The sequence below is a fragment of the Holospora curviuscula genome (assembly GCF_002930195.1).
Classification (GTDB): Bacteria; Pseudomonadota; Alphaproteobacteria; order Holosporales; family Holosporaceae; genus Holospora; species Holospora curviuscula.
Map to the genome: position 1 here is coordinate 1 of NZ_PHHC01000105.1, position 24547 is coordinate 24547.

Below are 24547 nucleotides of genomic sequence, written 5' to 3' on the forward strand. Positions count from 1 at the left end.
AACTGAATCAACAAAGCCATCGCACCAAACGTATCATAACCAAAACCGGCAAAGAATATGGCGCGCAGTTATTCACAAAAGCTAACCTTCGCAGAACATTGATTAACCCGGTTTACAAAGGATTTGTCGCCCACAAAGAGGCTGTCTATGAGGGTGAGCATGAAGGCATTTTAGAGCCTGAATTTTTTCATGAAGTGCAGCGCGTCTTTGAAAAATGCCCGCACATCAGAGGCAGAGAATCTTGGGCTAAAGATCAAGCGCTGTTAAAAAACCTCATTCGCTGTTAGGTCTGTGATGTAGCCATGACACCGACCTACACAAAAAAGAAGGACAAGCGCTATCGATATTATGCCTGCAGCAATCATTTGCGCGGAAAAAGCTGCACCTCCCACCACAAAACCATTGCATCCAATGAAGTTGAGCGCTTTGTGGTACAGCAAGTACGCAAGCTTCTCAAATGCCCTGAAATTACCGCTAAAACCCTAAAATCTCTGGAGGGAAAGATTTCCACGGATGAGGCCTTTGCAATGCTACAGCAAATTGATGTGATTTGGGATTCGCTTTTTCCGGTTGAGCAATACCGCATTATTTGCTTGCTGATCAAAGCGGTGTTGGTACGACAGGATGGCATTGATGTGCGCATCCATACAGATGGACTGCAAAGTTTATTGCTCCATGCCGGCATGGAGGCATGCCTATGAGCAAGGGTGAGTTATCGGTATTCATGCCTATGCGCCTTAAAAAACGTGGTGGCAGAAAGATGGTGTTGGTACCGGAAGGCAAGGCACAATTAGCGACTCAGAACGCATCTATAGATACCACATTAGTAAAAGCCTTGGTCCGTGCGCACCTATGGCAACGCCAGCTGAAATCAGCTAAATATCAAACTATGCAGGACTTATGTGACGCTAATAAAGTCACAGCCAAATATGTGCAGCTGATCCTTAGACTCAATTTTCTCGCTCCAAAACTTAAAGAAGCTATTCTTTTAGGACATCAACCTCGTCATATGAAACTCGCCGATCTTATGCAAAACATCCCCAGCCTCTGGTATGAACAAGGCGAATTATTTGGCTGTGCGTTAATTTAAACAGAGCAGCCATCATTACGGCCTTTAAAAAATTATGTGCTTGACAGTGCATCCATATTAGTGTACATTTGAGGTATGCGCTTTATTGTAAAGCTTTATTTTTATTTTATGGAACAAAAATCATGTTAAACCTAGTAATTAAAAATTTGACAATTCAAGGTTGGCGCTGGCCTTAATTCGTTTGCGTGCGTTACTTTGTCAATTTTTTTAATCTATGGTTTATAACATGTTATCTCTTGTTTTAGAATATTCGTTTCAATCTTCCCCTATTTTCTCTATGTCGTGGCCGTCCGGCCAATAGTATTTTTATAGTTAATTTTCTGTAATTGATCTGCATTAACGTTAACCTAATGCACCTTTATCTATAAAACTCAACTTTTGACATGGAGTACATATGAAAAAGTTCTTCTATTTTATCGCTGTATTTATTATTTCTATAACAGCATTCACTATTTATAACAATAAGACACACAATACGCTACCTGTTGTAGCAATAGCTAATTATGGGCCGCATGCTTCTCTTGAGACTGCCATAGCTGGGTTCAAAGAGCAGATGCGAGCGGAAGGTTTTACTGAAAATCAAAATATACACTACGAAACTGCAGATGTTGGATTCGATCCGAGCTTAATCCAGCAAATGCTTATCAGTCTTAAAGCGCATAACCCCAGAGCCATGTTGGTTATGACAACTCCGGTTGCACAAGCAGTCAAAGGTAAGATTCATGATATTCCTCTAATTTATACAGTCATTACAGACCCTGTAGAAGCTGGGTTGATCAAAGAGAAATATAAAGCTGGTACCAATATTACAGGCAGCTCTGATATGCAAGACCTCAAGGCATTTCTGAAATTCGCTAAATCAATTTTACCAGAAGCAAAGAGGGTCGGACTATTATATGCAACATCAGAAGCCAATGATATTGCGTTAGTTAATATGATGAAGGCAAGTGCAGCAGAGCTTGATATGTCTGTTATCGCAATACCAGTGGAACAAGCGCGCGATGTACAAATCAGAATGCAGGAATTCAAAAACAAAGTGGATTTAATCTATGTAGGTACGAGCGGACCAATCCAGCCAACGTTGCCAGTAATTAGTGCAGAGGCTCGCAAAATGCATATTCCTGTATTTAATGTGGAGGTGCAAGCAGTGAGGGATGGATTAGCGCTTGCAAGTTTTGGTGTGGATTATACGACTGTTGGTAGAAATGCAGCTAAACTTACAGCAGATGTTCTGCGGGGGCAAAAAATTAGTGACTTGACTCCGTTATATCCAGCACCTGAGGATCATCACGGTCTGATCAATAAAAAGCTCGCAACAGAATTAGGTATTACAATTCCTTCCAATATAGCAATTGTGGAGTGATTTATGATTAATATTACAAAAGTTATAAAATCATTCCAAGGTCTTTTTAGGCCTGTAATAAATGACGTAAGTCTATCTTTAGAACGTGGCGATTTCTGCGTGCTGATTGGAGCCAATGGCTGCGGCAAATCTACTTTGCTTAAGTTAATAAGCGGGGAGCATAAAGCGGATTCCGGTGAGATAAAACTAAGCGGTGATGTGGCGCAAGTTGTACAAGATGTCAACTTGGGCACTGTGCCTGAAATGACTCTGCTGGAGAACATTGCCTTAAGTGAAGTAAAAACGCCAAAATTGCTATTTTATAGAAGATATAAAGATCAAGTTATTCAAAAGCTAAAAGAATTGGGTATTGGCTTAGAGGAATATATTGATCAACCTTTGAAAATGCTATCTGGTGGGCAAAGGCAGATGATCGCAACCCTAATGGCAATTAATTCCGGCAGGCAAATTTTGCTGCTAGATGAGCATACATCGGCACTTGATCCTAAAATGCAGACTGTGCTTATGGAATACACTCACAAGCAAGTCGTAAATCGTGGACTAACTACCATAATGATTACGCATAAAATGGATGACGCTATCAAGTATGGCAATCGCTTAATTATGCTTCACCAGGGTAAAATAGTGCTAGATATACAAAGGACTCAAAAGAAGGCCTTGGCTGTGCAGGATTTGCTTGCAATGTTTCATCAGTATGAGGAGCAGCTTTTAGTATCTGGAGGTGAACATGACAATTGAACTTCTCTACACTGGGATATTACAAGGATTAATATTAGCAATTATTGCCTTTGGCATTATGATCCCATTCCGTTTTCTCGACTTCCCAGATTTAACAGCAGAAGGGGCATACCCACTCGGAGGCGCAGTGTGTGCATGCTTAATGGTTGCAGGGATACCCAAAATATTAGCTATTATGGGTGCTATTATAGCCGGAGGATTGCTGGCAGTGGGCACATCACAAGTGGCTCTCAGGCTAAAGGTTAACAGCCTGCTTGCTGGAATTATACTCAGCACCATGGCCTATAGTGTTAACCTCAGGATTATGGGTAAGCCAAATATAGCATTGTTTGAGATGGGTGGCATAAACCTTGATCTGATATCGCTGATTATGGTTGTTATTCTTTGCATTATACCTTTTGCCTTGTTTTTACATACCGATTTTGGCCTACGCTTTCGCACAATAGGCAGCAATGCAAAATTTGCTATAAAGCATGGGATTAGTGTACACAAATATACAAGCTTAGGCTTATTCATTGCAGGGTCTATGTTTGGTCTTGCAGGCAGCTTAATAGTGCAAATGCAGCAATTCATGGATGTAGGCATGGGAGTTGGTATAGTGATTCATGGGTTGGCAAGCCTGATGATCGGAGAATCAATAGTAAGCAATAGAACGATATCAAAACAACTAGCAGCCCCCATCATTGGCGCTCTTATTTATCAACAAATCCAGGGGATCGCTTTATCTTTTGGTCTTGCACCTTCAGACTTAAAATTCTTTACAGGAAGTATAGTGTTGATTGTGCTTGCAATACAAAAAGGGGGTAAAGATGTTAGTTGATAAGTTCATTTTACCTGAAGGCAAAGTTTACATGTGCGGCCATTCTTTAGGGCCTAGTCTTAAAACAATTTCAGATGCTATGTGTAACACGCTACAAGATTTCGCTTCATATGGAGTTAGTAGTTGGAATAAAAGCGGTTGGATCGATTTGCCATATACTTTGGGTACAAAAATAGCTGCACTTGTAGGTGCCAATTCTGATGAGGTTATTGTCAGTGACTCTACAGTTGTCAATCTTTTTAAGGCGTTAAAAGCAGCGATGAGCCTACAAAAAGGACGTAATATTATTCTCACTACTGATGATAATTTTCCAGCCGATTTATACATTGCCCAAGGAATATCTGAAGTAAGGTATATAAAAGATACAAAAGCTGATGAAATATACGAAAATATAGATGAGACAGTTGCGGTACTTATGTTGACTCACGTTAATTACAGAGACGCTTCTGTGTTAGAGATGAAAGCAATTAATGACTATGCGCACAAATATGGCGTTCTAATCGTATGGGATTTGTCTCATAGCATAGGGATAGTACCGTTGGATTTAGAGGCGAGTGGCGTGGATTTTGCTGTAGGTTGCACGTATAAATACCTAAGCGGAGGCCCTGGCAGTCCTGCATTTATATATGCAAATAGAAAGCATCACGAAGTCATGCAAAGTCCGATTCAAGGGTGGATGGGGCATAATCAGCCATTCGCTTTTGAAAAAGAATATGCCTCGTCTGGTGTACGAAAATTTATGAGCGGAACTCCTGCTATATTAAGTATGAAAGCCTTAGAAGATGCTTTGGAGGTATTTGACAGGAGCCTAATAGATAAAGCTTATTCTATAGCCAATGAATACAGTAGCCTCCTCATCGAATCATTAAAGAATTGCGATATAGAAGTCTATGCCCCACAAAACAGAGGGGGGCATGTTGCTCTCACGCATAAGCATGGATATGCATTCTCCCGCGCACTTATAGAAGCAAGTTTTATCTGCGATTACCGTGCGCCAGATCTAGTGCGGCTATGTGTGAACCCGCTGTATATTTCGCTCGACAATATTGAGTCTTGTATTGAGAAAATTCGTTTCATTATAGAAAAGGCTTTGTATTTAAAACCAGAATATAATCAGATGCAGAAGGTAACATGATGAAAAAATTATTAAACTTAGAAAACTTAACTCAGCAAGAAGCTTATGAGTTATTTAGTGAATTTGCTGAATACGAGCCAGAAAAACAGTCTGCTGTTTTAGCATTATTCAGAGCTAAAAAAGAAACAACTGACGAAATATTTGGCGCGCTGCAATATTTTGGACAGCATTCAACAAATATAATACATAGTCTTGAAGTTGTAGATATTGTTGGTACCGGAGGCGATGGGATGGGCACATTCAATATCTCCACGGCCGCCAGCATTGTTATGGCAAGCTGCGGTGTTTTTGTTGCAAAGCATGGAGGCCGGGCTGCTTCCAGCATTGCTGGAAGTCATGACGTTGTGCAAGCTCTGGGCATACAGATACCCCAGACTGTGGAAGAAAGTCTAAAAAGCTTACAGCAGACGAACTATACATATTTATGTGCTCCGTTATTTAATGAGGAACTTAAAAAATATGGAGCATTGCGTCAAAAACTTGGGTTCCCAACTATTTTTAATATCATAGGTCCACTTCTCAATCCTATGCGACCAAAGAGATGCGTTATAGGTGTATATCGAAGGGATTTAATGCAAAAAGTAGCGGAAGTACTGGCAGTACAAAAGGTTAATCATGCGCTCGTTGTGCATTCTGATGATGGCCTGGATGAGCTCAGTATAAGCAGTAATACTCATGTAATTGAGGTTAAAGGTATATCTATAAAAGAATATGACCTGATCCCTCAGGATTTTGGCTTTTCTAAAGCGCAACTTTCTGATGTAAGAGGAGGAAGTGCTGCCGAAAACGCAACCCTTATTTGTGACATATTATCTGGCACAATTAATGGCCCTAAATTATATATAGTGCTTCTGAATGCTGCAGCAGGACTATATGTTACTGGAAAATCCACCAGTATTGCAGATGGTATATTGCTAGCTAAAGCGTCAATAGAACAAGGCAAAGCTACTACGTTATTAAATAAAATCAAGGGTTCAATATGAGTGTAAATTTTTTAGAAAAAATTAGATCGTATGTCGAAAGAAGGGTTGAGTTAATGCCTGATAATCTCATAGAAACGCCAAATACACTGGATTTCTGCCAGATATTCACTACGCCTACAAAACCTATCATTATTAGCGAGGTAAAATTTGCAAGCCCTTCTCGCGGTCAAATATATCCAGGCCAATTAAACCATGTTGATATTGCCTCAAGTTATATTAACGCAGGCGCTGCTGCTGTTTCAGTGTTAGCTGAGCCTAATTACTTCAAAGGCAGCATAGATTTCATTAAAGATATCAGAGCTGCGCATCCTGAATTGCATATATTACTTAAAGATTTTGTTTTAAGCAAAAAACAAATAGCACAAGGGCTTCTATGTGGTGCCAATGCAGTATTGCTTATTGCGACCTTCTTGAATAAAGATTTATTAAAAGAACTTTATGACTATTCTTTGCATTGCGGGCTTACACCGATTATAGAAGTGCATAATGCTTTGGAATTGGAACAAGCTTTGCAGGTTTCTCCTCGTGTTATCGGGATTAATAATCGGAATCTGCAAACGTTAGAAATCAGTTTGGATACTTCTGGTAATTTAATAAAACACATTCCAGATGATTGCTATGTTATATGTGAAAGCGGCATAGATAACGCTGTGCAAATTCAAGAGATGAAGGATATTGGATTGGATGGATTTCTAATTGGCTCAATGTTGATGAGGCATGAAAATCCTGGAATGGAACTACAGAAATTGATATCTGAGGTACGTAATGAAAGCTAAAATCTGTGGAATCACTACTCTAGAAGATGCATCATTTGCTGCGAATCATGGTGCATGGGCGATTGGATTTAATTTTTATAAAAATTCCCCACGTTATGTTTCGCTTCAAAAAGCGAGAGAAATTACGTCACAATTACCAAAACATATTATAAAAGCGGGGATTTTGATCGATTATTCACAACATGAGATGTTGGATGCTTTAGAGTTTCTTGATCTGGTTCAAATATATCAACAAAACCCATCATTATTTTTTGATAAAAAGCGAATTATATTAGCTTTGCAAGCCTCATCTAAAGATGAGCTGCCTGAAACTCCAATATTGCAAGAATATGGGTTTATATTACTCGATGCCCCGAAACAGCAGGATGGGTTGCTTGGTGGCACTGGTAGACTTGCTAATTGGGATTTGGCCAGAGAACTAGTCAAAGACTATAAGCTTATTTTAGCAGGTGGGTTAAATAACTCAAATGTTGCGACATCCATAAAGTATGTGCAGCCGTTTGCGGTTGATGTAGCGAGCGGGGTTGAAGAGCGGCCTGGAAGTAAAAACCCAGTAGCAGTAAAAGAATTTTTAATGAGGTGTGAAAATGTCAAATAAAAAAGGATATTTTGGGGAATATGGTGGTGCTTATGCTCCTGAAACATTAATGGCACCACTTGCAGAATTAGAAGCTGCATATCTAAAGCTTCAATATGAAGCAACTTTTAAGCAAGAGTTACAAGATTTGCTTACTCACTTTGTAGGGAGGCCAACCCCATTATACTTTGCAAAACGTCTAACCCAGCATCTTAATGGTGCGCAAATATATCTAAAGCGCGAAGATTTAACCCATACGGGTGCGCATAAAATCAACAATACGGTTGGCCAAGGACTACTTGCAAAACATATGGGTAGACGCAGGCTGATAGCAGAGACAGGCGCAGGGCAGCATGGAGTTGCAACGGCAACTATAGCAAGCTTACTCGGCATGGAGTGTGTCGTTTATATGGGAGCCGTTGATATGGAGCGGCAGCACCTTAATGTAGTACGTATGCAAATATTAGGTGCAGAAGTTCGAGCAGTGCATAACGGGTCTAAAACCCTTAAGGACGCAACATCTCAAGCCATGCGCGATTGGGTTAGTAATATTAAAGATAGCTACTATGTTCTGGGCTCAGCACTAGGGCCACACCCTTATCCTACCATTGTTCGAGATTTTCAAAGAATTATCGGAATTGAAGCGAGGAAGCAAATATTGGAAATGATTGATAAGTTGCCAGATGAATTGGTTGCGTGTGTTGGTGGAGGTAGTAATTCTATTGGCTTATTTCATCCCTTTTTACACGATTTACAAGTAAAAATGACTGGAATTGAAGGCGGTGGTATCAGCCTGCGTCTTGGTGAACATGCTGCCAGGTTTAATGGCGGAAAACCAGGTGTATTACAAGGAACTAAGAGCTATCTTTTGCAAGACGAGTATGGAAATGTTAGCAATACGCATAGCGTTTCGGCAGGGCTTGATTATCCAAGTGTAGGGCCAGAACATGCTTATTTGCATGATATAGAACGTGTTCAATATACTTATGCAACAGACCAAGAAGCTTTGCATGCCGCCTTTACGCTCGCAAAGCTAGAGGGAATTATTCCAGCATTAGAAAGCGCGCATGCTATAGCTTATGCTATTAAAGCAGCCCCACTTTTTCCGCAAAGTTACATAATGCTCATAGGGCTTTCGGGTAGAGGAGATAAGGATGTAGAAACATTAGCAACCTATTTGGAGGATAAAAATGATAAAAGCGGCATTTGACAAACATAAGTCCATATTCATCCCATTTATTATGGCTGGACATCCTAATTTAGCAGTATCAACAAAAGCTGTTATGGCCCTTGCACGAGCTGGGGCTGATATAATAGAGCTTGGTGTGCCTTTTTCAGATCCTATTGCTGATGGTCCTGTGAATCAAAGAGCTGCTGAACTCGCTATAGGAAATGGTATGAACCTTGGTGAAGTATTAACACAAGTGCAAGCAATAAGGAGTATGGGTTGCAAAACACCGATCATACTTTTTACTTACCTTAATCCGATCTTGGCGTTCGGTTACGGTAAATTTTGTCACCAAGCTAAAGCAGCTGGAATAGATGGAGTGCTAGTTGTAGATCTTCCACCGGAAGAAGGTGAGGATTTTTACGCTATACTTCAAGAAGCTGGACTAGAAATTGTGTTGCTTGTATCGCCCACAACAGATCCAGCAAGGCTGCCTATTTATATAAAGCGTAAGCCTTGCTTTATTTATTATATCTCTAGACTGTCTGTTACTGGCATCCAGCAAGATTTATCGAATACTTTAGAGGAGGAGCTGCATGATTTACGTAAAACCATAACTAATACAAAAATAGCAGTAGGATTTGGCATATCATCAATAGAACAAGCGAAATATGTGAGTCACATTGCCGATGGGGTGATTATAGGGAGTAAACTGGTTTCAACACTCGAAACCTCTGGGATAGGTGCGTTTGAAGATAAAGTAAAAGAATTTGCGGATATTATACATGGAGGTAATTTATGATAATCATTGGAGGAAGCAGTCATCCAATCCTTGCTCAGCAGATAGCAGGCAAACTTGGATGTGATTGCATTATTGCAAATACCAAGAAATTTGCGGATCAAGAGCTAAAAGTCCAAGTAAACAAGGATTTATACGGCGAGGACGTAATTATATTACAATCTACAACGAGACCTGCAAATGACCACCTGATGGAGCTATTATTACTTGCAGATACCGCAAAAAGAGCTGGCTGCAACAGCATAACTGCAGTTATACCCTATTTCGGCTATGGTAGGCAAGACAGACCATCTTATGAGTATGGCCCGATATCAGCCAGTTTAGTAGCGAGGATAATTGAAATTAGCGGTATTGATAAAGTGGTGACTGTAGATATGCACTCAAAACAATCAGAAGGGTTTTTTAAGATTGGAGTTAAAAACCTTGACTCGACAGATTGTTTTATTAATGCATTGCAGAAAAATAGTAATTATATGGTTATCTCCCCTGATGTTGGCGGCTTGCCACGGGCCAGGATACTGGCTTCGAAGCTCGAAACTGTCCTTGCCATCATTAACAAGACGCGCGATCTTCAGGGCAAGTGCATAATGTCCGATGTTATAGGCAATGTTACTGGAAAAGATTGTATTATTATAGATGATATAGTAGACACTGGCGGCACTTTATGCGAAGCAGGGAAGCTTTTAATGCAAAGTGGCGCAAACTCAGTAAGTGCTTGCATTACCCATGCCGTCTTTTCTGAAAACTGCATAGATAGAATAAGTCGAGCAGGATTTGCTGAATTCTTTATAACAGATACCGTACATCATCAAAACTTACCTTCTTTTATTAATGTAATTCAAACAAGTGAGCTTATAGTTAAGGCTTTGTTGAAATGTAATAAATGATTGTTTCGAATCTCTATTGCTACTCTGGGTTTCGTTCTCTAAAAAATGCATGAGCAAAAAACCTCAATCCTCTAAACCCCAGGCGAATAGAGGGTTTGGGGACATGCGTACCTTCCCCGGAGTGTTCGCATGTATCGGAGATAGAGAGGGAAAAAAGGGAGATTTTGGGGGCAAAATGGCAAAATTGGAGAAAGTGAGGTACGGGTCTAACGCTAAACAAAAACGCTGGAAAGCCTGCAGATACTGGGGTTTTGAGACCTACTAACGCTAGCACAAAAAGACGTGAGAAAAGTTCTCTGTAAAAAATCTGGCGGAGATCGGTTTACCGTAACCTAACCAACGCCAAACTGGAGTGGTATAGTCATGTTTTCACTCTCTTTGGCGATTATATAGGCGTACTTGGCCCTGCCAGGCCGAAGCTTTAGCGAAGGCTGGAGAAGGTCAAATGAACCATTTTGGATTCTCTGTCAAGCCTTAACGTGTCTATAAAATCTCTATTTTCGTGATTTTAAGTACATGCAATATGTTTATAAAATTACACTATATGTAACTTTACGGACATGCCACCAACTATTTGTGATAAATTTCATCTTTTTTCAAAACAAGTCGCAATCTATTAAAGATAGTTATGGCAATCACTATGTCTAATAAGGACTATTATAAACTGCTTTATATGTCGATTAGGTATCGAAATTTGAAACCTAGATGGCATGATGTATAGCATCATCAAGTCTCAAGAAGCTAAAATCATCATCTTGAGCATTTATTATTGACTTAATGCTGTGCTCGAGATGTGATATAATGTATTTTAAGCATAAGCAGAGGTCAGCATGTCCAATCCAGTATTTATTGGCCGGAAAGCCGAACTAGAGCGGCTAAAAGCTCTGTATAAGAAGAAAGCATCTAGCCTTGTCGTCGTAAAAGGACGAAGAAGAATTGGAAAAAGTAGGCTTATAGGAGAATTTTCTAAAATATCGGGTAGTCAAACATTTTGGAGTTTTGCAGGACTCGCTCCGAAAGATGGTATCTCCGCTCAACAACAAAGGGATAATTTTGCACGGCAACTCGCGCTAATGCTAAAAATACCGCCCATGACTTTCTTGAATTGGAGCGATGCATTTGAGCATTTGAGCCTACATATCAAGCCAGGGGACATCATCCTGCTTGATGAGATTTCATGGATGGGATCAAAAGACCCTAGCTTCATTCCTAAACTCAAGGCTTGGTGGGACAAGCAAACGATGCATGTTTTGCTTGTGTTTTGTGGATCAGTATCAACCTGGATTGAAGAAAATATCCTAAAGAGCACGGCATTCTTTGGGCGCATCAATTTAACTATCAGCTTAGAACCATTATCGATTCCTGAAAGCGCAGAGTTCTTAAGGACGCTCGGCATGCAGCTTTCTCATTATGATACGTACAAGTTGCTCAGCATTGTTGGCGGTGTCCCATGGTATTTGGAGCAATTTAGCCCTGGTATGACGGCTGATGATAACATAAAACAGCTCGCCTTTGAAAAGAATGGATTGCTCGTTACTGAATTCGATCGTATTTTTCACGACCTATTTAATGGTAAGGGTGCCACATATAAGAAGATCTTGGATAGCCTTAAAGATGGCGCAAGAACTCTATCAGAAATAAGGCAGAGCATAGAATTTGCTCACAGTGGTACTTTAAGCCAACTGATGGATCATCTCATTGTGGCAGGATTTGTTATCAAACAATCCTTGTGGTCATTTAAAACGGCAGAACCCCTAAAGCAAAGCTTATATAGAATTTCAGACCCCTATATGAGGTTTTATCTTAAAGTAATTGAACCAAATCTGGGTGCTATTGCTGATGGTGGATTCGATCAAGCGCCGCTATCTACCATGTTCGGATTTGAAACGCATATGGGATTGCGGCTCGAGGCATTGCTTTTACAAAACCGTCCACTGTTGCTTCAAAAATTAGGTATTTCACCTGTTGATATTGTACGTAGTGGCCCTTATAGGCAGACGAAAACCACGACTCAACAAGGCTGCCAAATTGATTATCTGGTGCAGACCAAAACAAACAGCTTGTTTATTTGTGAATTCAAATTCAAAAGGCGTGAAATAAGTAGCGACATCATTACCGAAATGCAGGAAAAGTTATCAAGATTAAAGACACCCAAGGGATGTGCAAAGGTGGCTGTATTGTTTCATTTGAGCGGCGTTGCGTCTTCTATTGCCACAAATCCTTACTTTTATCGTATCGTCGATATTGTAGATTTTTTGGAAACTGAGAAATAAATTTAATTGAGGAAAAATATGACAACCATTATTGAAACAGAAAGGCTTATTTTAAGAACTTTGAGGAAAGAGGATGCAGATCCCTATTTTCAAATCAACCAAGATCCAAAAGTCATTGAGTTCTTGCCCAGGGCCTTAACGATGGAACAAGTGAATGATTTCATCCCTTCTGTTAATAATCATCAAGATAAACACGGTTATACATTATGGGCAGCTTACCTGAAAGAAACCAAGGAATTGATGGGCTTTACTGGACTTAACTATACCGATTGGGAATTCAATTTTACCCCCGCGGTTGAAGTGGGTTGGAGACTTGGCTCTCAGTACTGGGGCAAAGGATATGCAACAGAAGGTTCCAAAGCTTCCTTGGAGTATGGGTTTAAGCAGTGTGGTCTTAAAGAAATCGTTTCTTTTACAGTTCCTGCAAATGTTAGGTCTTTAAGAGTCATGGAAAAGATAGGCTTAAAACGAGATTTAAACGGTGATTTTGCTCATCCAAAATTTCCTGCTGATCACAAACTTTCTCATCATGTTCTGTATAGATTAAGCGCTGATGAGTATATCAAATGAACACCTTCCATTCCAACATCATCAGCATTTACGGAGAAAAAGGCAAAGCATGGCTAGATGCACTACCTGAGCTTGTTGCTGCAATAGCTTCAAGGTTAGATTTGCGTGATTTAAAAGAAGTCACTAATCTTACCTACAATTATGTGCTATCAGGATTCCAGGGCGATAATCCCATTATCCTAAAAGCTAGCCTTGATAGTGAAGGTTTAGCTCGAGAAGCGTTTGCGCTCAAGTGCTTTGCAGGATATGGTGCAGTGAAGGTGCTTGTCGAAGATAATGGAATGTTACTTTTGGAAAGAGCCATTCCTGGGGTATCTCTTAAAAGTTATTTTCCAAACCAAGAACATGAATCTATCGAAATTGCCTGTGGGGTCATGAAAAAACTGCACCAAGAAAATATTCCTAAAGATCACCCATTCCCTCACATCAAAGACCCAGGCTACGCCGGAGGCTTCGCCGAGGCGAGTTGGCTTGCGGCTTTGGATAAGGACTGCCTCATTCCTGATGGATATCTGCAAAAAGCAAGAAAGCTCCGAGGCGAGCTGTTACAAACTTCTAAACCAGACGTTTTTCTCCATGGCGACCTGCATCATGACAATATTTTGCAAAATGGTGACGACTGGATGGTGATCGATCCTAAAGGCGTGATTGGTGAGCCAGCCTACGAAGTGGCGGCTTTTATCCGAAATCCAATCCCAGAATTACTGCATCACGCTGATGCTACCACTATTATTCATAATCGCATCACTCAATTTTCTGAGCTCCTTGGTATACCAGCTAAACGAATTCTTGATTGGTGTTTTGTTCAGGCAGTGCTTGCATGGGCTTGGGCGTTAGAGGATGGTTGTGATATAAGCTATTTTGAGCTAACAAAGATTTTTGATGTTCTGCGGCCATTTAATGATTGAGGTACAAGATTATCCCCCAATACTCATACTACTTAAGAAGCAACCACACTTCCGTGATCAATTCTGTTTCAGCCACTTCATGATCAAAATTGTAGTAACAGAATATGCAAGGTAAATCACCAAGTTCTTCTTTAGATTCGGGTAACCAATTTCGATATAGCCAGTAAATTTTTTCGCTAATGGATTCACGCGACCCTTTGTGGGAAATAACAGCATACCTACCTGCAGGAAGATATTTTTCTATAACTTCACCATCAAGCTTTAATGTTTGCGGAACGGTAATCGCAAGGTCAAAGCGAAATTCTTCTGCTGGAACTTCCTTTGGATCACCATACCCAAAACCAAAAGCTTCACCTGGTTTAGGCTTTAAATTTACAGGTTGTGCTTTAGACCACGCTATTAACTTAGACGCAGTCTCACCTACTTTTCTAGGATCTCCATAGTGTTCTATCACCGCCAGCCGTCTAGCAGGTAATTCTTTAATACTTACATTTATCATTTTCGTGTCTCCTTTAGGCACTGAATAAGGCGGAGCTTCCCATGTATGCCAACTTGATTTAAGCCTAAAATCAGTGGGATTTTCTCCACAGATTTGTTTAAAGGCTCTCGTAAATGACTCATAGGATTCAAACCCCGCATCCAAAGCAATGTTAATAATTTTTTCCTCTTTATGAACAATCAGTTGATGAGCAGCTCGTTTAAGCCGCAGCCACTTGATATAGCCCATGAGAGGAAGTCCAGTGTAAGCCGTAAACAACCGATGAAAATGATATTTTGAAAAACAAGCGATGCGGCAAAGCTCATCCAACTCAAGCTCTTCATCAAGATGCTTGCCTATGAAATCAATCACTCTGTCGACTCGTTCTTTGTAACTCATAATATCCCGTACTTCAGTTGTAACCGTCTACATGGATAAAAATACGACGTTTATGTTTTTTATGCTTGACCACCATTGCTAATCTTCATTCAGTTACACCACCATATGTAAAAGTTTAAGTAGCTGGCAAATAGAATCCATGACAGATAAGGAATCATAAGCAGCGATACGGCTCTCATTTTTCGGTAAGCTAGGAAAATGAGCGTGACTACCAGAATATCCATAGCGACCAAAACTACGAGGGAAAATCCGGTTAAGTGATAGCTGAAGAAGAAGGGAGTCCAGCTCCAGTTTAAGATGAGCTGGGTCACGTATAAAGTTTTGATAACACTTAGCTTGGGCAATGCTTGAGGGCGCCAAATGAGCCAGCCACAAGCGCCAATAATGCCGTATAAAATAGTCCAGGCTATTGGAAATACATAATTTGGTGGTGTTAGGCTGGAGCGATGTAAGATGCTATACCAAGTACTAATCTCTGGCTTGGTTAAAGAGCCAATTACCCCACCAATCGCAATCAGAGCTGCAATCCAGATGATTAAAGAGAGGTGGCTTTTATTTTCTGCATTCATAAACAATAGACTCATCTTGGCTAGCAGGCCCTGAAGATTGATCAAAAGCTTTGAGCGTTCTGATGTGTTTAAAGCCTGCGGATTTTAGGATTTCCATCAGCTGATCCTGGTCATAAATTTTCACTCTCAGCTCTTCAATTTCTGTATGGGTAATCTTTCCCGCTTCCATCAGTTCATATTTGCAAAGGCTGGTACAGATATCGTCTTGGCGATTGGCAAGCTGGCTTAGGATAATTTTTTGGCCATTAGATTTAGGCCATACCGAACCGCGCCATATACCTGTTTGAGGCACTGCGTGCAGAGTTTCCGCTTCAAACAAGAAAACACCACCGTCAGTTAAGTACTCATAAATGGCTTTAAGTGACTTCTCTACCTGCACAGGGTCGATGATTAAACAGAAAGACCCACTGGGAATAAAAATCAAATTGTATTTTTCTGGACGTTTTAAATCTTCAACAAAGCCTTTCCATACCGTAGCGTCAAGATTTTTAGTTTTGGCTTTAGCATTTAAGACGTCAAGCATATGACTGCTTCCATCAAAGCCATGCACATTGAAACCTTCTTCAAGTAAGGGAAGTAAAAATCGGCCTGTACCACACATCGGCTCTAAAATATGATCATTTGCTTTCATGGCATAATCACGATAAAAAGCATAGGCATCTTCAGGTGAGTTTGGCTTGCTTAATTCGTAAACCTCTGTACAAAGGCTGAGATAGGTGTCTAAAGTTTTATCCATTCATAACCTCATCAATAATTCGTTTTTGTAAACCAGCCTCAGGGCTGTTTTTATCTGCAATTTGGCATAGCTCAAATGTTGCTTTCCAAAGTGTCCAGGCACGTGCACGAAGCCATGTATCAGTATCCATATCCATTTCAGAAATAAAAATCTCACGCGCTTTGCCGAATAAATAGGTCCATGCAATTACAAGATCGCAGGCAGGATCACCAACGGCAGCACCACCAAAATCAATGACTGCAGATAGTTTGCCGCTATCCATCAGTATATTGCCAATCGCAAAATCCCCATGAATCCATACAGGCTTTTTATCCCATTTTGTCTCACAAGCACGGCCCCATAAAGCTAGTGCTTTGCTTGCATCTATGATCTCAACCAGCTCTGCTATTTGTTCTCGAGCTCCTTTGCCATAAACACTGACGTGGTCGCCTCGCCACCAATTATGCTGACCAGGATCAGGGCCTTCAACATCTGTAATTACTTGCAGTTTTTTTAAAAATTTTGCGAGATCAAAAGCAAGTTGCTCTTTGTCTTGAGCTGTTAACGTCAGCAAATTGATACTTTTGCCAGGCAACCATTTGTATATAGAAAATGGATAAGGATAATCTGTCGATGGCTTTCCCATTTTAATTGGAGCTGGAATGCTAACGCTAAAACGTTTTGCTAATTGCGGCAGCAGCTCTTGCTCTTTTGGAACTTTTAAAGCGTAATCTTCGGCTGTTGGCATACGAATGAGCATATGGTTTCCGAGCCTATAGGTGCGGTTATCATGCCCTTGTTTCTCAACATCAACGATAGGTAAACTAGGGTATTCTGGAAATTGCTCCGCTATAAGTTTGCGTGCAAGATCTGGTGTAATATCTATATTCATACTATAAATCCAATGCATAATTTACAGCAGTCACGGCCTGCAAATAGACAGGATCTACAATTGGCAATATTGAATTGTTATGATCTACAACCAAGGGGTATTCTGTGCAACCTAATATTACAGCATCCAAACCTTTGTGATTCGTAATTAAATCTGAGAAATAATCTCGAGATGCCTGAGTGACGACGTTATGCATTAACTCTGCATGAATCTCTTGCATTTTATTTCTCTCATTGGCATTTGGTATTTCAACTTGAATGCCATTATCTTCAAGTATTTTAGCAAAGAAACCATCTTCCATTGTAAACTTGGTAGCAAGTAACAGAACTTTCTTTAGACCATTCGCATTTAAGTGATCTGCAACTAATTGAATTGCATGCATAACTGGAATGTCTGATTCTAATTTTGACTTGATCATGTCGTAATATTTATGCAGACTATTGCAGCAAATGATTATGCAATCTGGTTTTAGTGCTATTAATTCCAGCAGTTCTTTTTCCAGAACTGGGCTAACTGCATCATGATTTATGCCATAATTTACCATGATATCATGATAATCAATGCTTTTTAGCAATATCTTTGCGCTGTGATAACCACCTAAGCGCTCTGCAACTAATTCATTTAGCAGTTTGTAATATCCAATTGTAGAAGACCACCCAGTGCCTCCCAACAAACCTATTGTTTTCATAAAATTTCTCCAATTAATAAAAGTTGTTTCATAAATCCACCTCCATAACGGTTACAGGATGGGATTTAAATTCATTCATACATATTGGGCTCCATCCAAGACGTTCGTAGTATTCTGGTATGGTGGGATCAAAAGCAAACAAGTACAGCTTTTCAAAACCAAGCTCTTTTGCTTTCAGTACAGTCACATCAATCAGCATATTACCAATGCCTTGTCTCTGATATTTTGGATCGACAACAAGTGAACCAAGCCAAGGCGTTAGATCTGGACGAATACCATCATTTTCGCGCAAAGAACACATGTCAACCGGTAAATCGCCATCTAATGCAATAAAGGTGATTGGTAAATTTGAATCATTCAAGTGATCTGCAAATCTTGTGATAACACGTTCAACGGGCACATCAGGGACCCAGATTTTGCCTAAGACTTCATGCCAAATATGTGCAAGTTCCGATATGGCGCTGGGATGATTTTTTAAAAGTTCGATCTTTATCATACAATGCCTCCTACAAACCACTCAGATGCAATGGATAAATTCTGTTCGCTCAAGAATTTGCGTTTTGGATTGTCATGCGAGCCGCATACAACAAGGATTTGCGTGGCGCCTTTACTTTGAGTTGGAATTTTGATCTCTTCAATTAACCTTGCGCCAACAGATTGCCAAAGGTTCTCGGATTGCACGCAGAAATCATCTATTATCACTGTTAGGCCGCCGGGATTATAAACTTCTGGAGCAGGCATGAGCTTGCCAATCACAAAGCCAAGGATTTCTGGGGTGTCGTTTTCCGCAGTAAACATCAAATAATTTTTGTCTTCCAGAAGTTCTGTAAACCACTGTCTTTGTGTATTATCGCCGTCTTCTCCAGCATATCGCCAAAATGTGGCCTGGCTCTCTCATAAGCTAACCGCTTGGCTTTTGAGAGTGAAACCATAGCATCGATATCAGGAAGCTGAGACGTGCGTACAACAAACCGGGGGACTGTATTTTGATTGATGATATTTTGCGTATCAAATTCAAAAATGATTCTTCGAGGGCAATGCTCATCATATGCAACTTCTTTGATTTGCTTATTAAAAGTACCAGAGGTAAATTCACTGATAGACTTTCCCCAAAACTTTAAGGCTGACTTATTATTAGGGATAACGGAAACTTCCCACATGCCTGGATGCATATTCCATATCTGTTTAGCAACACGAGTAGCAATGCCCACACCTTGGAATTTAGCGATAATAAAAAACTCACCCATGTTCCAGGTGTTTGTGGCATCTTCAGTTGCTTGATTAAGTAGGACAAAGCCGGCTATCTCATCATAAACTTTAACTAAATAAGCTTTTCTGGATGGCTCTTCAAAATAATTTTTAAAATCAAAGCTTTCGTATAGTCCATCTTCCGGCATTGCCCAATCAGATGAGATCGACCCACATTCTCGAGATAAATCATAAACGTAGAAACGTGCCATATTTTGAATGCAGGGATAATCATCCATCGTTTCTTGAATAATCGAAACCGTCGGTTCAAATTTTCTAAGTAGTAGATGATGAACTTTGCCTGCGCCACTTACATCACCTTCCATCATGAAATCGCAGACATGTTTAAATCCTGCCTTCATATAAACATGCTTTGCTTTAGGGGTATCGCTAGCGGGGTCGATTATGAATGTATCTGCTCTGGTATCAAAAAATTCCTGGAAATAATCGATAAAATCAGAAAGCGTTTTCGATCCATAGCCTTTCCCGAAAAACTTAGGGTTACCGATCATGTAATCGAGGCCGTAGGTATGACCTGTTTTTGAAAGTCTTTTAAGTTTTTCTTCGCCTATATCCTCTTTATGGGTTTCTTGGATAGTCATCAGCATTACAAAAGGTTCATCTTCAAGGGAGGCAATCCAATAAACGTAATGGCCATTTGCATAAGACGATGGTGTTTTTTGCCCATCAGCAAAATTTACGATGTCATCTTTATGTTCCTGACTGTTATCCCAGAACTCCATCATATGAGGCTCGGAAAGCCAACTAAAGATGGTGTCTAAATGAGCTCCTGTTACTTTTTCAAAACGAATCTTCATAATTCTTTGCTCAAATAAGTTTTTTGTATCATCCCATCCGTTAAAGCTCTTTCTGCTGTTAAATCAAACTTTTCAAAAGTTAAACCAAGCGGTATACCTTCTCCTAAAGTTTGAGGGACAATTGTAAGAATAACTTCGTCAATTAAGCCTTCTTGTGCAAAGCTTTTGGCAAGCTCTGCACCGCCCAGAAGCCAGATGTCTTTAGCTGATGTGCGGTCTTTGAACTTGGCCATAAACTCAAATGGGTTATCGTACGTAATGCTGACATAGGGTTTATCTGCTTCAAGTTTTTTGGAGGTAAAAACATAGGTGTGTTTATCCGGCCAGCCCCAATCACCAAAGCTTAAAATTTGTTTATAGCTTCGGCTGCCCATTAGAATTGTATCGATACTGGACATTAAACTTTTATAACCGACAGCCTCTAGTTCAGCATCATCTTTTGGATGCGGAAGCCAATCAACGCCGCCGTTTAATCTTGCGATAAAGCCATCAAGCGAAGTTGCAATGTAGAGGATTATTTTGTTCATAATTCTAATCTTTTAACAAGAAAAATTTCATCTTGATCACAGAACCATTTTGGTATTATTCCAACTATTTCATAGCCCATCTTTTCATAAAAAGCTTGACCTTGCCATTTTCCAGTACTCACCTGTATTTCTTTGCAATGTTTTGCTATGGCATACTGTTCAATATATTCAAATAGCTTTGAGCCCAATCCCTTTTTTCTATGCGCTTCATCTACCCAAACTAACTCAAGCCTCATAGTTTGGTGAGGTATAATTATGAAGCCGGATATTCCTGCAATTAGAGCACAATTGTGATCTGGTATATAAGCAGCAAAATTTTTACGTTCATATTTTCCCAAAAATGGACGATTATATTCGCGCAGCTCAAATTGCAATTTTGTTTTGATATCTTCTGCACCATCTTCTTTTAATACTATTTCTCCTGAATTGCGCTCTGATTTCACATTATTATGCCAAACAGATTTAGAGATATAATTTGCAAATTTTTCAGAAGATTCTGGAGCAAGCTTTAGAATTGCAGGCACATCATATGGATGGTTTTGAATAATAAATTGTTCTAATTCCTGCATGGCCTCTATGGTCGTTTTGAATAACATATAGCATTCAGCACTTTGTTCTATTTTACCGTCCCAAAGATATATTGACTGGCCCCCAGGTATGATATTAATGCAAGCTGCTAGTTTCTGAGAGATCATAATGTTTGCTAGCTGTTCTGCTTCTTGCTGTGTTCCAATAGTAGTATATAAAACTGCAATGTTGTTAGTCATGATTCTAAACCTTTAACGTGTTTCATAATGGCCTCTGCTGCATCTTCTGGGCTTAAATTGTTAACATTTAGCGAAAATAAGCGAAAATAAATTAGGGTGGGATATGGAAAGAAGTGGGGTTTGATCGTGCACATCTTGCGGATCAATTGATTTCCATCGATCTCGCCTGTTTGGATTCACAACCCGTCGCAAATGTTCATCTTGATCAATCAAAAGCCTGACAGGCACAAATATTGAGCCTCTTGCTTCTGCCATATTTTGCACTTGCTCATAACAGTCTCTATCACCCTCATCTTCATAAAGGTTATTTGTAAGCACGTAACTATTGCTTGTTTCTTTTGTTAAAAATTTAAAAATCCACGTTCTTATATTCCCGATGGCTTCCCAAGAAAAATCAGATATCTTGGCATATCCGTCATATTGCAATAACTCAAAAATAGGATTATTGATCAGCTGATTATCGCATACGATAAAACCATACTTTGCAGCTAATTCCTTGGCAATGGTGTATTTACCGACCCCGGGCTTGCCTGTTAAATAGATGATGGTTGTTGGTTGTATCATATGCCACCTCCTTCAATCAAAGTTCCTTGATGATAGAGTATCTTCCAATCACCATTCTTTTTGCTCCAAAGGGTTGATCTTCTGGTGACTCTTGTTTTGTCTTGGATAAGGGTGTATGTCAGTAAATAATTATCCGGCGCAATTGTGGTTAGCTCAAAGTCTTTTGCTTCCCAAATATCTTGATAATCTGGGTCGTTATAGCGCTCGAGTAGAGTTTCTATGACATCTTTTTTGGTGTAGACATTACCTGATGCACCGACTTCCCAAAATTCATCACACATTTGGTTTTCAATATCTTGTTTTGTTTTCCCAAACTTTTCAGGATGATGGAAGATCGGTTCCCTTGATTTAAGTTCATCAAGGATTTTGCCTTCATCGAATTCTTTCCACTCCTCTGGTGCATCAGACCTAAAGCCATCCCACAAGTAGCCACCATAGGGCTCCAATATCTTTGTCACAACAGTCTCAACTGCTTTAGAATCACCTGTTTTAACCAAGCTTTCAAAAGCAGTAGTCCATTCTTCAGCAAGCTCTGGATTTTCTTGTTTAAAAAGGCGTATCAATGATTTGCCGCTAGCGGTCCATTTTCTCGCGGCTCTAAAATAAAACTGCAACAGAGGTTCAAACAAATGAACGACAGAGATTATTTGCTCTTCTTTGTTTTTAGGAGATTTAATATCATCCAGGATATCTGTGATGAGAAAACGCTCTTTATCGATTTGAGCCGGATTCCATGGATTTGGGCCATTTGCTAAAGCTTCAGCTGCGATTACCTTAGCTTCCATGCTCACAGAGTTTTGCGCTAATATTTCCTGACCATGCAGGATCATATTAATGAGAGCCGGTTTGCCATCACTAGCCTCAAGCCTTCTGCAGAAATACTTTAAGGTATCAAGATCATGAATAAATGCGTCAATAGGCCAACCATCGTAAATAAAGGCTTCTCGATAAGCGTGAGCTACTTCTTCAAAAACAATCACAAGATATAGATCGGATGCACTTGTTCCATGATTAACTGAAACTGATCCTGCCCAGAATACTGCTTGAGCATCTTCGTAGCGTTCTTTAATCAGTTTTTGGATAGTTGGTAACGGGTCATTTCTTGAGGATAAATCCTTTAACATCCAAGCGGTAGATTCTGTTTGAAATTGCTCAAATATTTTAAACCCAGCTTTTGTAAAAGCTTTAATTGCGGTTAGATTGTCTTTTGATGGATGAATTAGGCACCAATCAAAATGTGGAGTTAATATCTGTTCTTCAAATTCATTTAAAATTCTTGTTCCCCATCCTTTGTGTAAGAACGGTTGCTCTCCGATAAATAAATCTATACCGCATACAGAACCAGAAATAGCGCTTAAATTTAGGCCATTCTCTTGCGCAAAATCACGGGCATTATAAGCCTGTATATAACCTATCATTTCTTTGTTCACACAGATGATGTAAGCATATGTTTTGTGGTTTGAATTTTTTGAAAGAGTAAGGCTACGGATGTGTTTACCAAATTTTTCTTTCACCAACTCCAGCATATATGTCACATCCTGATCCCACCATTTTTTGACATGGGGCGACTCTAACCACTTTAACAGGAGCGGAAAATGTGATTCATGTAGTGGTTTGAAAGTGATTGTCATACTTGATCTTTTCTCAATTTATTCCACAATTCATAGACGTTTTTGGACCGTATCAAGTGCAAATTGGCTTTGATTTCCTCTATGCTGAAGTCCCACCATTTGATTTCTAGTAGCTTCTCGATTTCTTCATCAGAAAAGCGCTTTTTAATTAACTGCGCAGGATTCCCGCCCCATATCTCATAAGGGCCTACGTTTTTTGTAACTAAACTGCGTGCCCCAATAACAGCACCATCTGCTATTTGTAAACCCGGCATAATCATTGCCTCTGCCCCAATCCAAACGTCATTGCCAATAACAGTATCCCCTTTTAGTTTTTGGGCCTTTGGTGGAACTTTGTTGTAACCATCGAAATCTTCTTCCAAAAAATCTAATGGCTAACTGGCTATCCATTCATAAGTATGACCTTGAGTGCCACCCATCATAAATTTGACACCAGTTGCAATAGAGCAAAATTTACCAATAATCAGGCGATCAGTTTCATGTGGTAGCCTATGGTCGTCTGCTTCATCTAAATACATAACGCAGTCTTCAAAAGGTTTAGCGTGGTAATATCCTGAATAATAAGAATAATCACCAACAATAATGTGCTTTGCTTTAACGTGATCTTTAATAATAATTGATTCGCGATAACTTTTAAAAATACTCATGCTGCATCCGCTATTTGTTGTTGTAAAATGCCGCGCAAATGCTCATCAAACCCTTGTTTATTTTCCCCTAAACTTACAAAAAATGATTCTTCGGCCTTGAGCAAATCTTTTGCTGCTCCCTGTATTTTAGCGGCACCAGCATCTGTTAATTCTGAAAACTTAGACCGTTCGTCACCTTCCTTTTGGGAGCGCTTCAAAAGTCCTCTTTTTTCCAGGGCCCGCAACACCTGAGACGTCATTGTCACATCAAAACTCAAAAACTTGGCGAGGTCATTTTGCGATACATCCGCTCCATCTTTCTTCAAAAACCCAAGCGTCATCAAAAGCATAAACTGAACGTGAGTAAGATCATGAGGTAAAAGCGTACTTTCAATCTTGCGCTTCCACGCAAAATAAGCAGAATAGAGCAAGAAGCCTGACACTTCGTTCATGTTGATCCAGTTCGTTTTTGATGACTTTTTCATTGTATGACTCTCCGATTAATTGCTTGGTGCATATTGTGGGTTGATAGTGACTC

The 24547-nt window shown here is 39.9% G+C and carries 29 protein-coding genes and 1 pseudogene; 16 read left to right on the top strand and 14 right to left on the bottom strand.

Annotated elements, in window-relative coordinates; genetic code table 11:
- The 16 genes from HCUR_RS05380 to HCUR_RS05460 form a co-directional block, all read left to right on the top strand.
- Positions 1 to 287 (top strand): recombinase family protein (locus HCUR_RS05380; RefSeq protein ID WP_207760939.1); only part of this gene is annotated, 287 nt, incomplete at its 5' end.
- A 15-nt stretch (positions 288 to 302) separates the two neighbouring features.
- Positions 303 to 701, top strand: coding sequence for a recombinase zinc ribbon domain-containing protein (locus tag HCUR_RS05385; RefSeq protein WP_104207088.1), 399 nt, complete (start codon positions 303 to 305; stop codon positions 699 to 701).
- Entirely contained in the window at positions 692 to 1090 is a 399-nt protein-coding gene (locus tag HCUR_RS05390) for a hypothetical protein (RefSeq protein WP_104207089.1), read from the top strand. The genes HCUR_RS05385 and HCUR_RS05390 overlap by 10 nt, the downstream gene beginning before the upstream one ends.
- Before the next feature lie 394 nt (positions 1091 to 1484).
- A complete protein-coding gene (locus HCUR_RS05395) occupies positions 1485 to 2453 on the top strand; it encodes an ABC transporter substrate-binding protein (protein WP_104207090.1) in 969 nt (322 codons plus the stop codon).
- A 3-nt stretch (positions 2454 to 2456) separates the two neighbouring features.
- Positions 2457 to 3191, top strand: a complete 735-nt coding sequence (locus tag HCUR_RS05400) for an ATP-binding cassette domain-containing protein (protein ID WP_104207091.1) — start codon at positions 2457 to 2459, stop codon at positions 3189 to 3191.
- Positions 3181 to 4011, top strand: a complete 831-nt coding sequence (locus HCUR_RS05405) for an ABC transporter permease (RefSeq protein WP_104207092.1) — start codon at positions 3181 to 3183, stop codon at positions 4009 to 4011. The genes HCUR_RS05400 and HCUR_RS05405 overlap by 11 nt, the downstream gene beginning before the upstream one ends.
- A complete protein-coding gene (locus tag HCUR_RS05410; RefSeq protein ID WP_104207093.1) occupies positions 4001 to 5146 on the top strand; it encodes an aminotransferase class V-fold PLP-dependent enzyme in 1146 nt (381 codons plus the stop codon). Before HCUR_RS05405 ends, HCUR_RS05410 begins: the two co-directional genes overlap by 11 nt.
- Positions 5143 to 6129, top strand: a complete 987-nt coding sequence (trpD, locus tag HCUR_RS05415) for an anthranilate phosphoribosyltransferase (protein ID WP_104207094.1) — start codon at positions 5143 to 5145, stop codon at positions 6127 to 6129. The genes HCUR_RS05410 and trpD overlap by 4 nt, the downstream gene beginning before the upstream one ends.
- Before the next feature lie 53 nt (positions 6130 to 6182).
- Positions 6183 to 6905, top strand: a complete 723-nt coding sequence (locus HCUR_RS05420) for an indole-3-glycerol-phosphate synthase (RefSeq protein WP_104207121.1) — start codon at positions 6183 to 6185, stop codon at positions 6903 to 6905.
- Positions 6895 to 7503: a phosphoribosylanthranilate isomerase gene (locus HCUR_RS05425; RefSeq protein WP_207760940.1), complete on the top strand. Its 609-nt coding sequence runs from the start codon at positions 6895 to 6897 to the stop codon at positions 7501 to 7503. The genes HCUR_RS05420 and HCUR_RS05425 overlap by 11 nt, the downstream gene beginning before the upstream one ends.
- Entirely contained in the window at positions 7493 to 8692 is a 1200-nt protein-coding gene (trpB, locus tag HCUR_RS05430) for a tryptophan synthase subunit beta (protein WP_104207096.1), read from the top strand. The genes HCUR_RS05425 and trpB overlap by 11 nt, the downstream gene beginning before the upstream one ends.
- Positions 8673 to 9452: a tryptophan synthase subunit alpha gene (gene trpA, locus HCUR_RS05435; protein WP_104207097.1), complete on the top strand. Its 780-nt coding sequence runs from the start codon at positions 8673 to 8675 to the stop codon at positions 9450 to 9452. The genes trpB and trpA overlap by 20 nt, the downstream gene beginning before the upstream one ends.
- Positions 9449 to 10336, top strand: a complete 888-nt coding sequence (locus tag HCUR_RS05440) for a ribose-phosphate diphosphokinase (RefSeq protein WP_104207098.1) — start codon at positions 9449 to 9451, stop codon at positions 10334 to 10336. The genes trpA and HCUR_RS05440 overlap by 4 nt, the downstream gene beginning before the upstream one ends.
- Before the next feature lie 830 nt (positions 10337 to 11166).
- A complete protein-coding gene (locus HCUR_RS05450; protein WP_104207100.1) occupies positions 11167 to 12609 on the top strand; it encodes an AAA family ATPase in 1443 nt (480 codons plus the stop codon).
- An 18-nt stretch (positions 12610 to 12627) separates the two neighbouring features.
- Entirely contained in the window at positions 12628 to 13179 is a 552-nt protein-coding gene (locus HCUR_RS05455) for a GNAT family N-acetyltransferase (protein WP_104207101.1), read from the top strand.
- Positions 13176 to 14087, top strand: coding sequence for an aminoglycoside phosphotransferase family protein (locus HCUR_RS05460; protein ID WP_104207102.1), 912 nt, complete (start codon positions 13176 to 13178; stop codon positions 14085 to 14087). Before HCUR_RS05455 ends, HCUR_RS05460 begins: the two co-directional genes overlap by 4 nt.
- Positions 14088 to 14115: 28 nt before the next feature.
- Here HCUR_RS05460 and HCUR_RS05465 read toward each other — a convergent pair whose 3' ends face one another.
- The 14 genes and pseudogenes from HCUR_RS05465 to HCUR_RS05530 all read right to left on the bottom strand — a co-directional run bounded on the left by HCUR_RS05465 (position 14116) and on the right by HCUR_RS05530 (position 24494).
- Positions 14116 to 14964, bottom strand: coding sequence for an AraC family transcriptional regulator (locus HCUR_RS05465; protein WP_104207103.1), 849 nt, complete (start codon positions 14962 to 14964; stop codon positions 14116 to 14118).
- Positions 14965 to 15053: 89 nt separating this feature from the next.
- Positions 15054 to 15533 (bottom strand): TspO/MBR family protein, encoded by a 480-nt coding sequence (locus HCUR_RS05470; RefSeq protein WP_165780795.1) that lies wholly within the window; start codon positions 15531 to 15533, stop codon positions 15054 to 15056.
- Complete coding sequence (locus tag HCUR_RS05475; protein WP_104207105.1) at positions 15517 to 16269, bottom strand: methyltransferase domain-containing protein; 753 nt, start codon at positions 16267 to 16269, stop codon at positions 15517 to 15519. The genes HCUR_RS05470 and HCUR_RS05475 overlap by 17 nt, the downstream gene beginning before the upstream one ends.
- Positions 16262 to 17140, bottom strand: a complete 879-nt coding sequence (locus tag HCUR_RS05480) for an aminoglycoside phosphotransferase family protein (RefSeq protein WP_104207122.1) — start codon at positions 17138 to 17140, stop codon at positions 16262 to 16264. The genes HCUR_RS05475 and HCUR_RS05480 overlap by 8 nt, the downstream gene beginning before the upstream one ends.
- A gap of 1 nt (position 17141) precedes the next feature.
- Positions 17142 to 17828: an aspartate/glutamate racemase family protein gene (locus HCUR_RS05485; protein ID WP_104207106.1), complete on the bottom strand. Its 687-nt coding sequence runs from the start codon at positions 17826 to 17828 to the stop codon at positions 17142 to 17144.
- 28 nt (positions 17829 to 17856) lie between these two features.
- Positions 17857 to 18324, bottom strand: a complete 468-nt coding sequence (locus HCUR_RS05490; RefSeq protein ID WP_104207107.1) for a GNAT family N-acetyltransferase — start codon at positions 18322 to 18324, stop codon at positions 17857 to 17859.
- Positions 18321 to 18629 (bottom strand): hypothetical protein, encoded by a 309-nt coding sequence (locus HCUR_RS05495; RefSeq protein ID WP_129591927.1) that lies wholly within the window; start codon positions 18627 to 18629, stop codon positions 18321 to 18323. The genes HCUR_RS05490 and HCUR_RS05495 overlap by 4 nt, the downstream gene beginning before the upstream one ends.
- Positions 18626 to 19894: a GNAT family N-acetyltransferase gene (locus HCUR_RS05500; RefSeq protein WP_104207109.1), complete on the bottom strand. Its 1269-nt coding sequence runs from the start codon at positions 19892 to 19894 to the stop codon at positions 18626 to 18628. The genes HCUR_RS05495 and HCUR_RS05500 overlap by 4 nt, the downstream gene beginning before the upstream one ends.
- Positions 19891 to 20421, bottom strand: coding sequence for a dihydrofolate reductase family protein (locus tag HCUR_RS05505; protein ID WP_104207110.1), 531 nt, complete (start codon positions 20419 to 20421; stop codon positions 19891 to 19893). The genes HCUR_RS05500 and HCUR_RS05505 overlap by 4 nt, the downstream gene beginning before the upstream one ends.
- Positions 20418 to 21188 carry a divalent cation tolerance protein CutA gene (gene cutA, locus HCUR_RS05510; RefSeq protein ID WP_104207111.1) on the bottom strand — a complete coding sequence of 257 codons (771 nt, stop codon included), beginning with the start codon at positions 21186 to 21188 and terminating at the stop codon, positions 20418 to 20420. The genes HCUR_RS05505 and cutA overlap by 4 nt, the downstream gene beginning before the upstream one ends.
- A gap of 60 nt (positions 21189 to 21248) precedes the next feature.
- A complete protein-coding gene (locus HCUR_RS05515) occupies positions 21249 to 21752 on the bottom strand; it encodes a P-loop nucleotide/nucleoside kinase family protein (protein ID WP_207760941.1) in 504 nt (167 codons plus the stop codon).
- Positions 21749 to 23383, bottom strand: coding sequence for a GNAT family N-acetyltransferase (locus tag HCUR_RS05520; RefSeq protein WP_104207112.1), 1635 nt, complete (start codon positions 23381 to 23383; stop codon positions 21749 to 21751). The genes HCUR_RS05515 and HCUR_RS05520 overlap by 4 nt, the downstream gene beginning before the upstream one ends.
- Positions 23380 to 24030, bottom strand: a pseudogene (locus HCUR_RS05525) (CatB-related O-acetyltransferase). The gene HCUR_RS05520 and the pseudogene HCUR_RS05525 overlap by 4 nt, the downstream one beginning before the upstream one ends.
- Positions 24027 to 24494: a MarR family winged helix-turn-helix transcriptional regulator gene (locus HCUR_RS05530; protein WP_104207113.1), complete on the bottom strand. Its 468-nt coding sequence runs from the start codon at positions 24492 to 24494 to the stop codon at positions 24027 to 24029. Before HCUR_RS05530 ends, HCUR_RS05525 begins: the two are co-directional and overlap by 4 nt.
- Between the last annotated feature and the right edge of the window lie 53 nt (positions 24495 to 24547).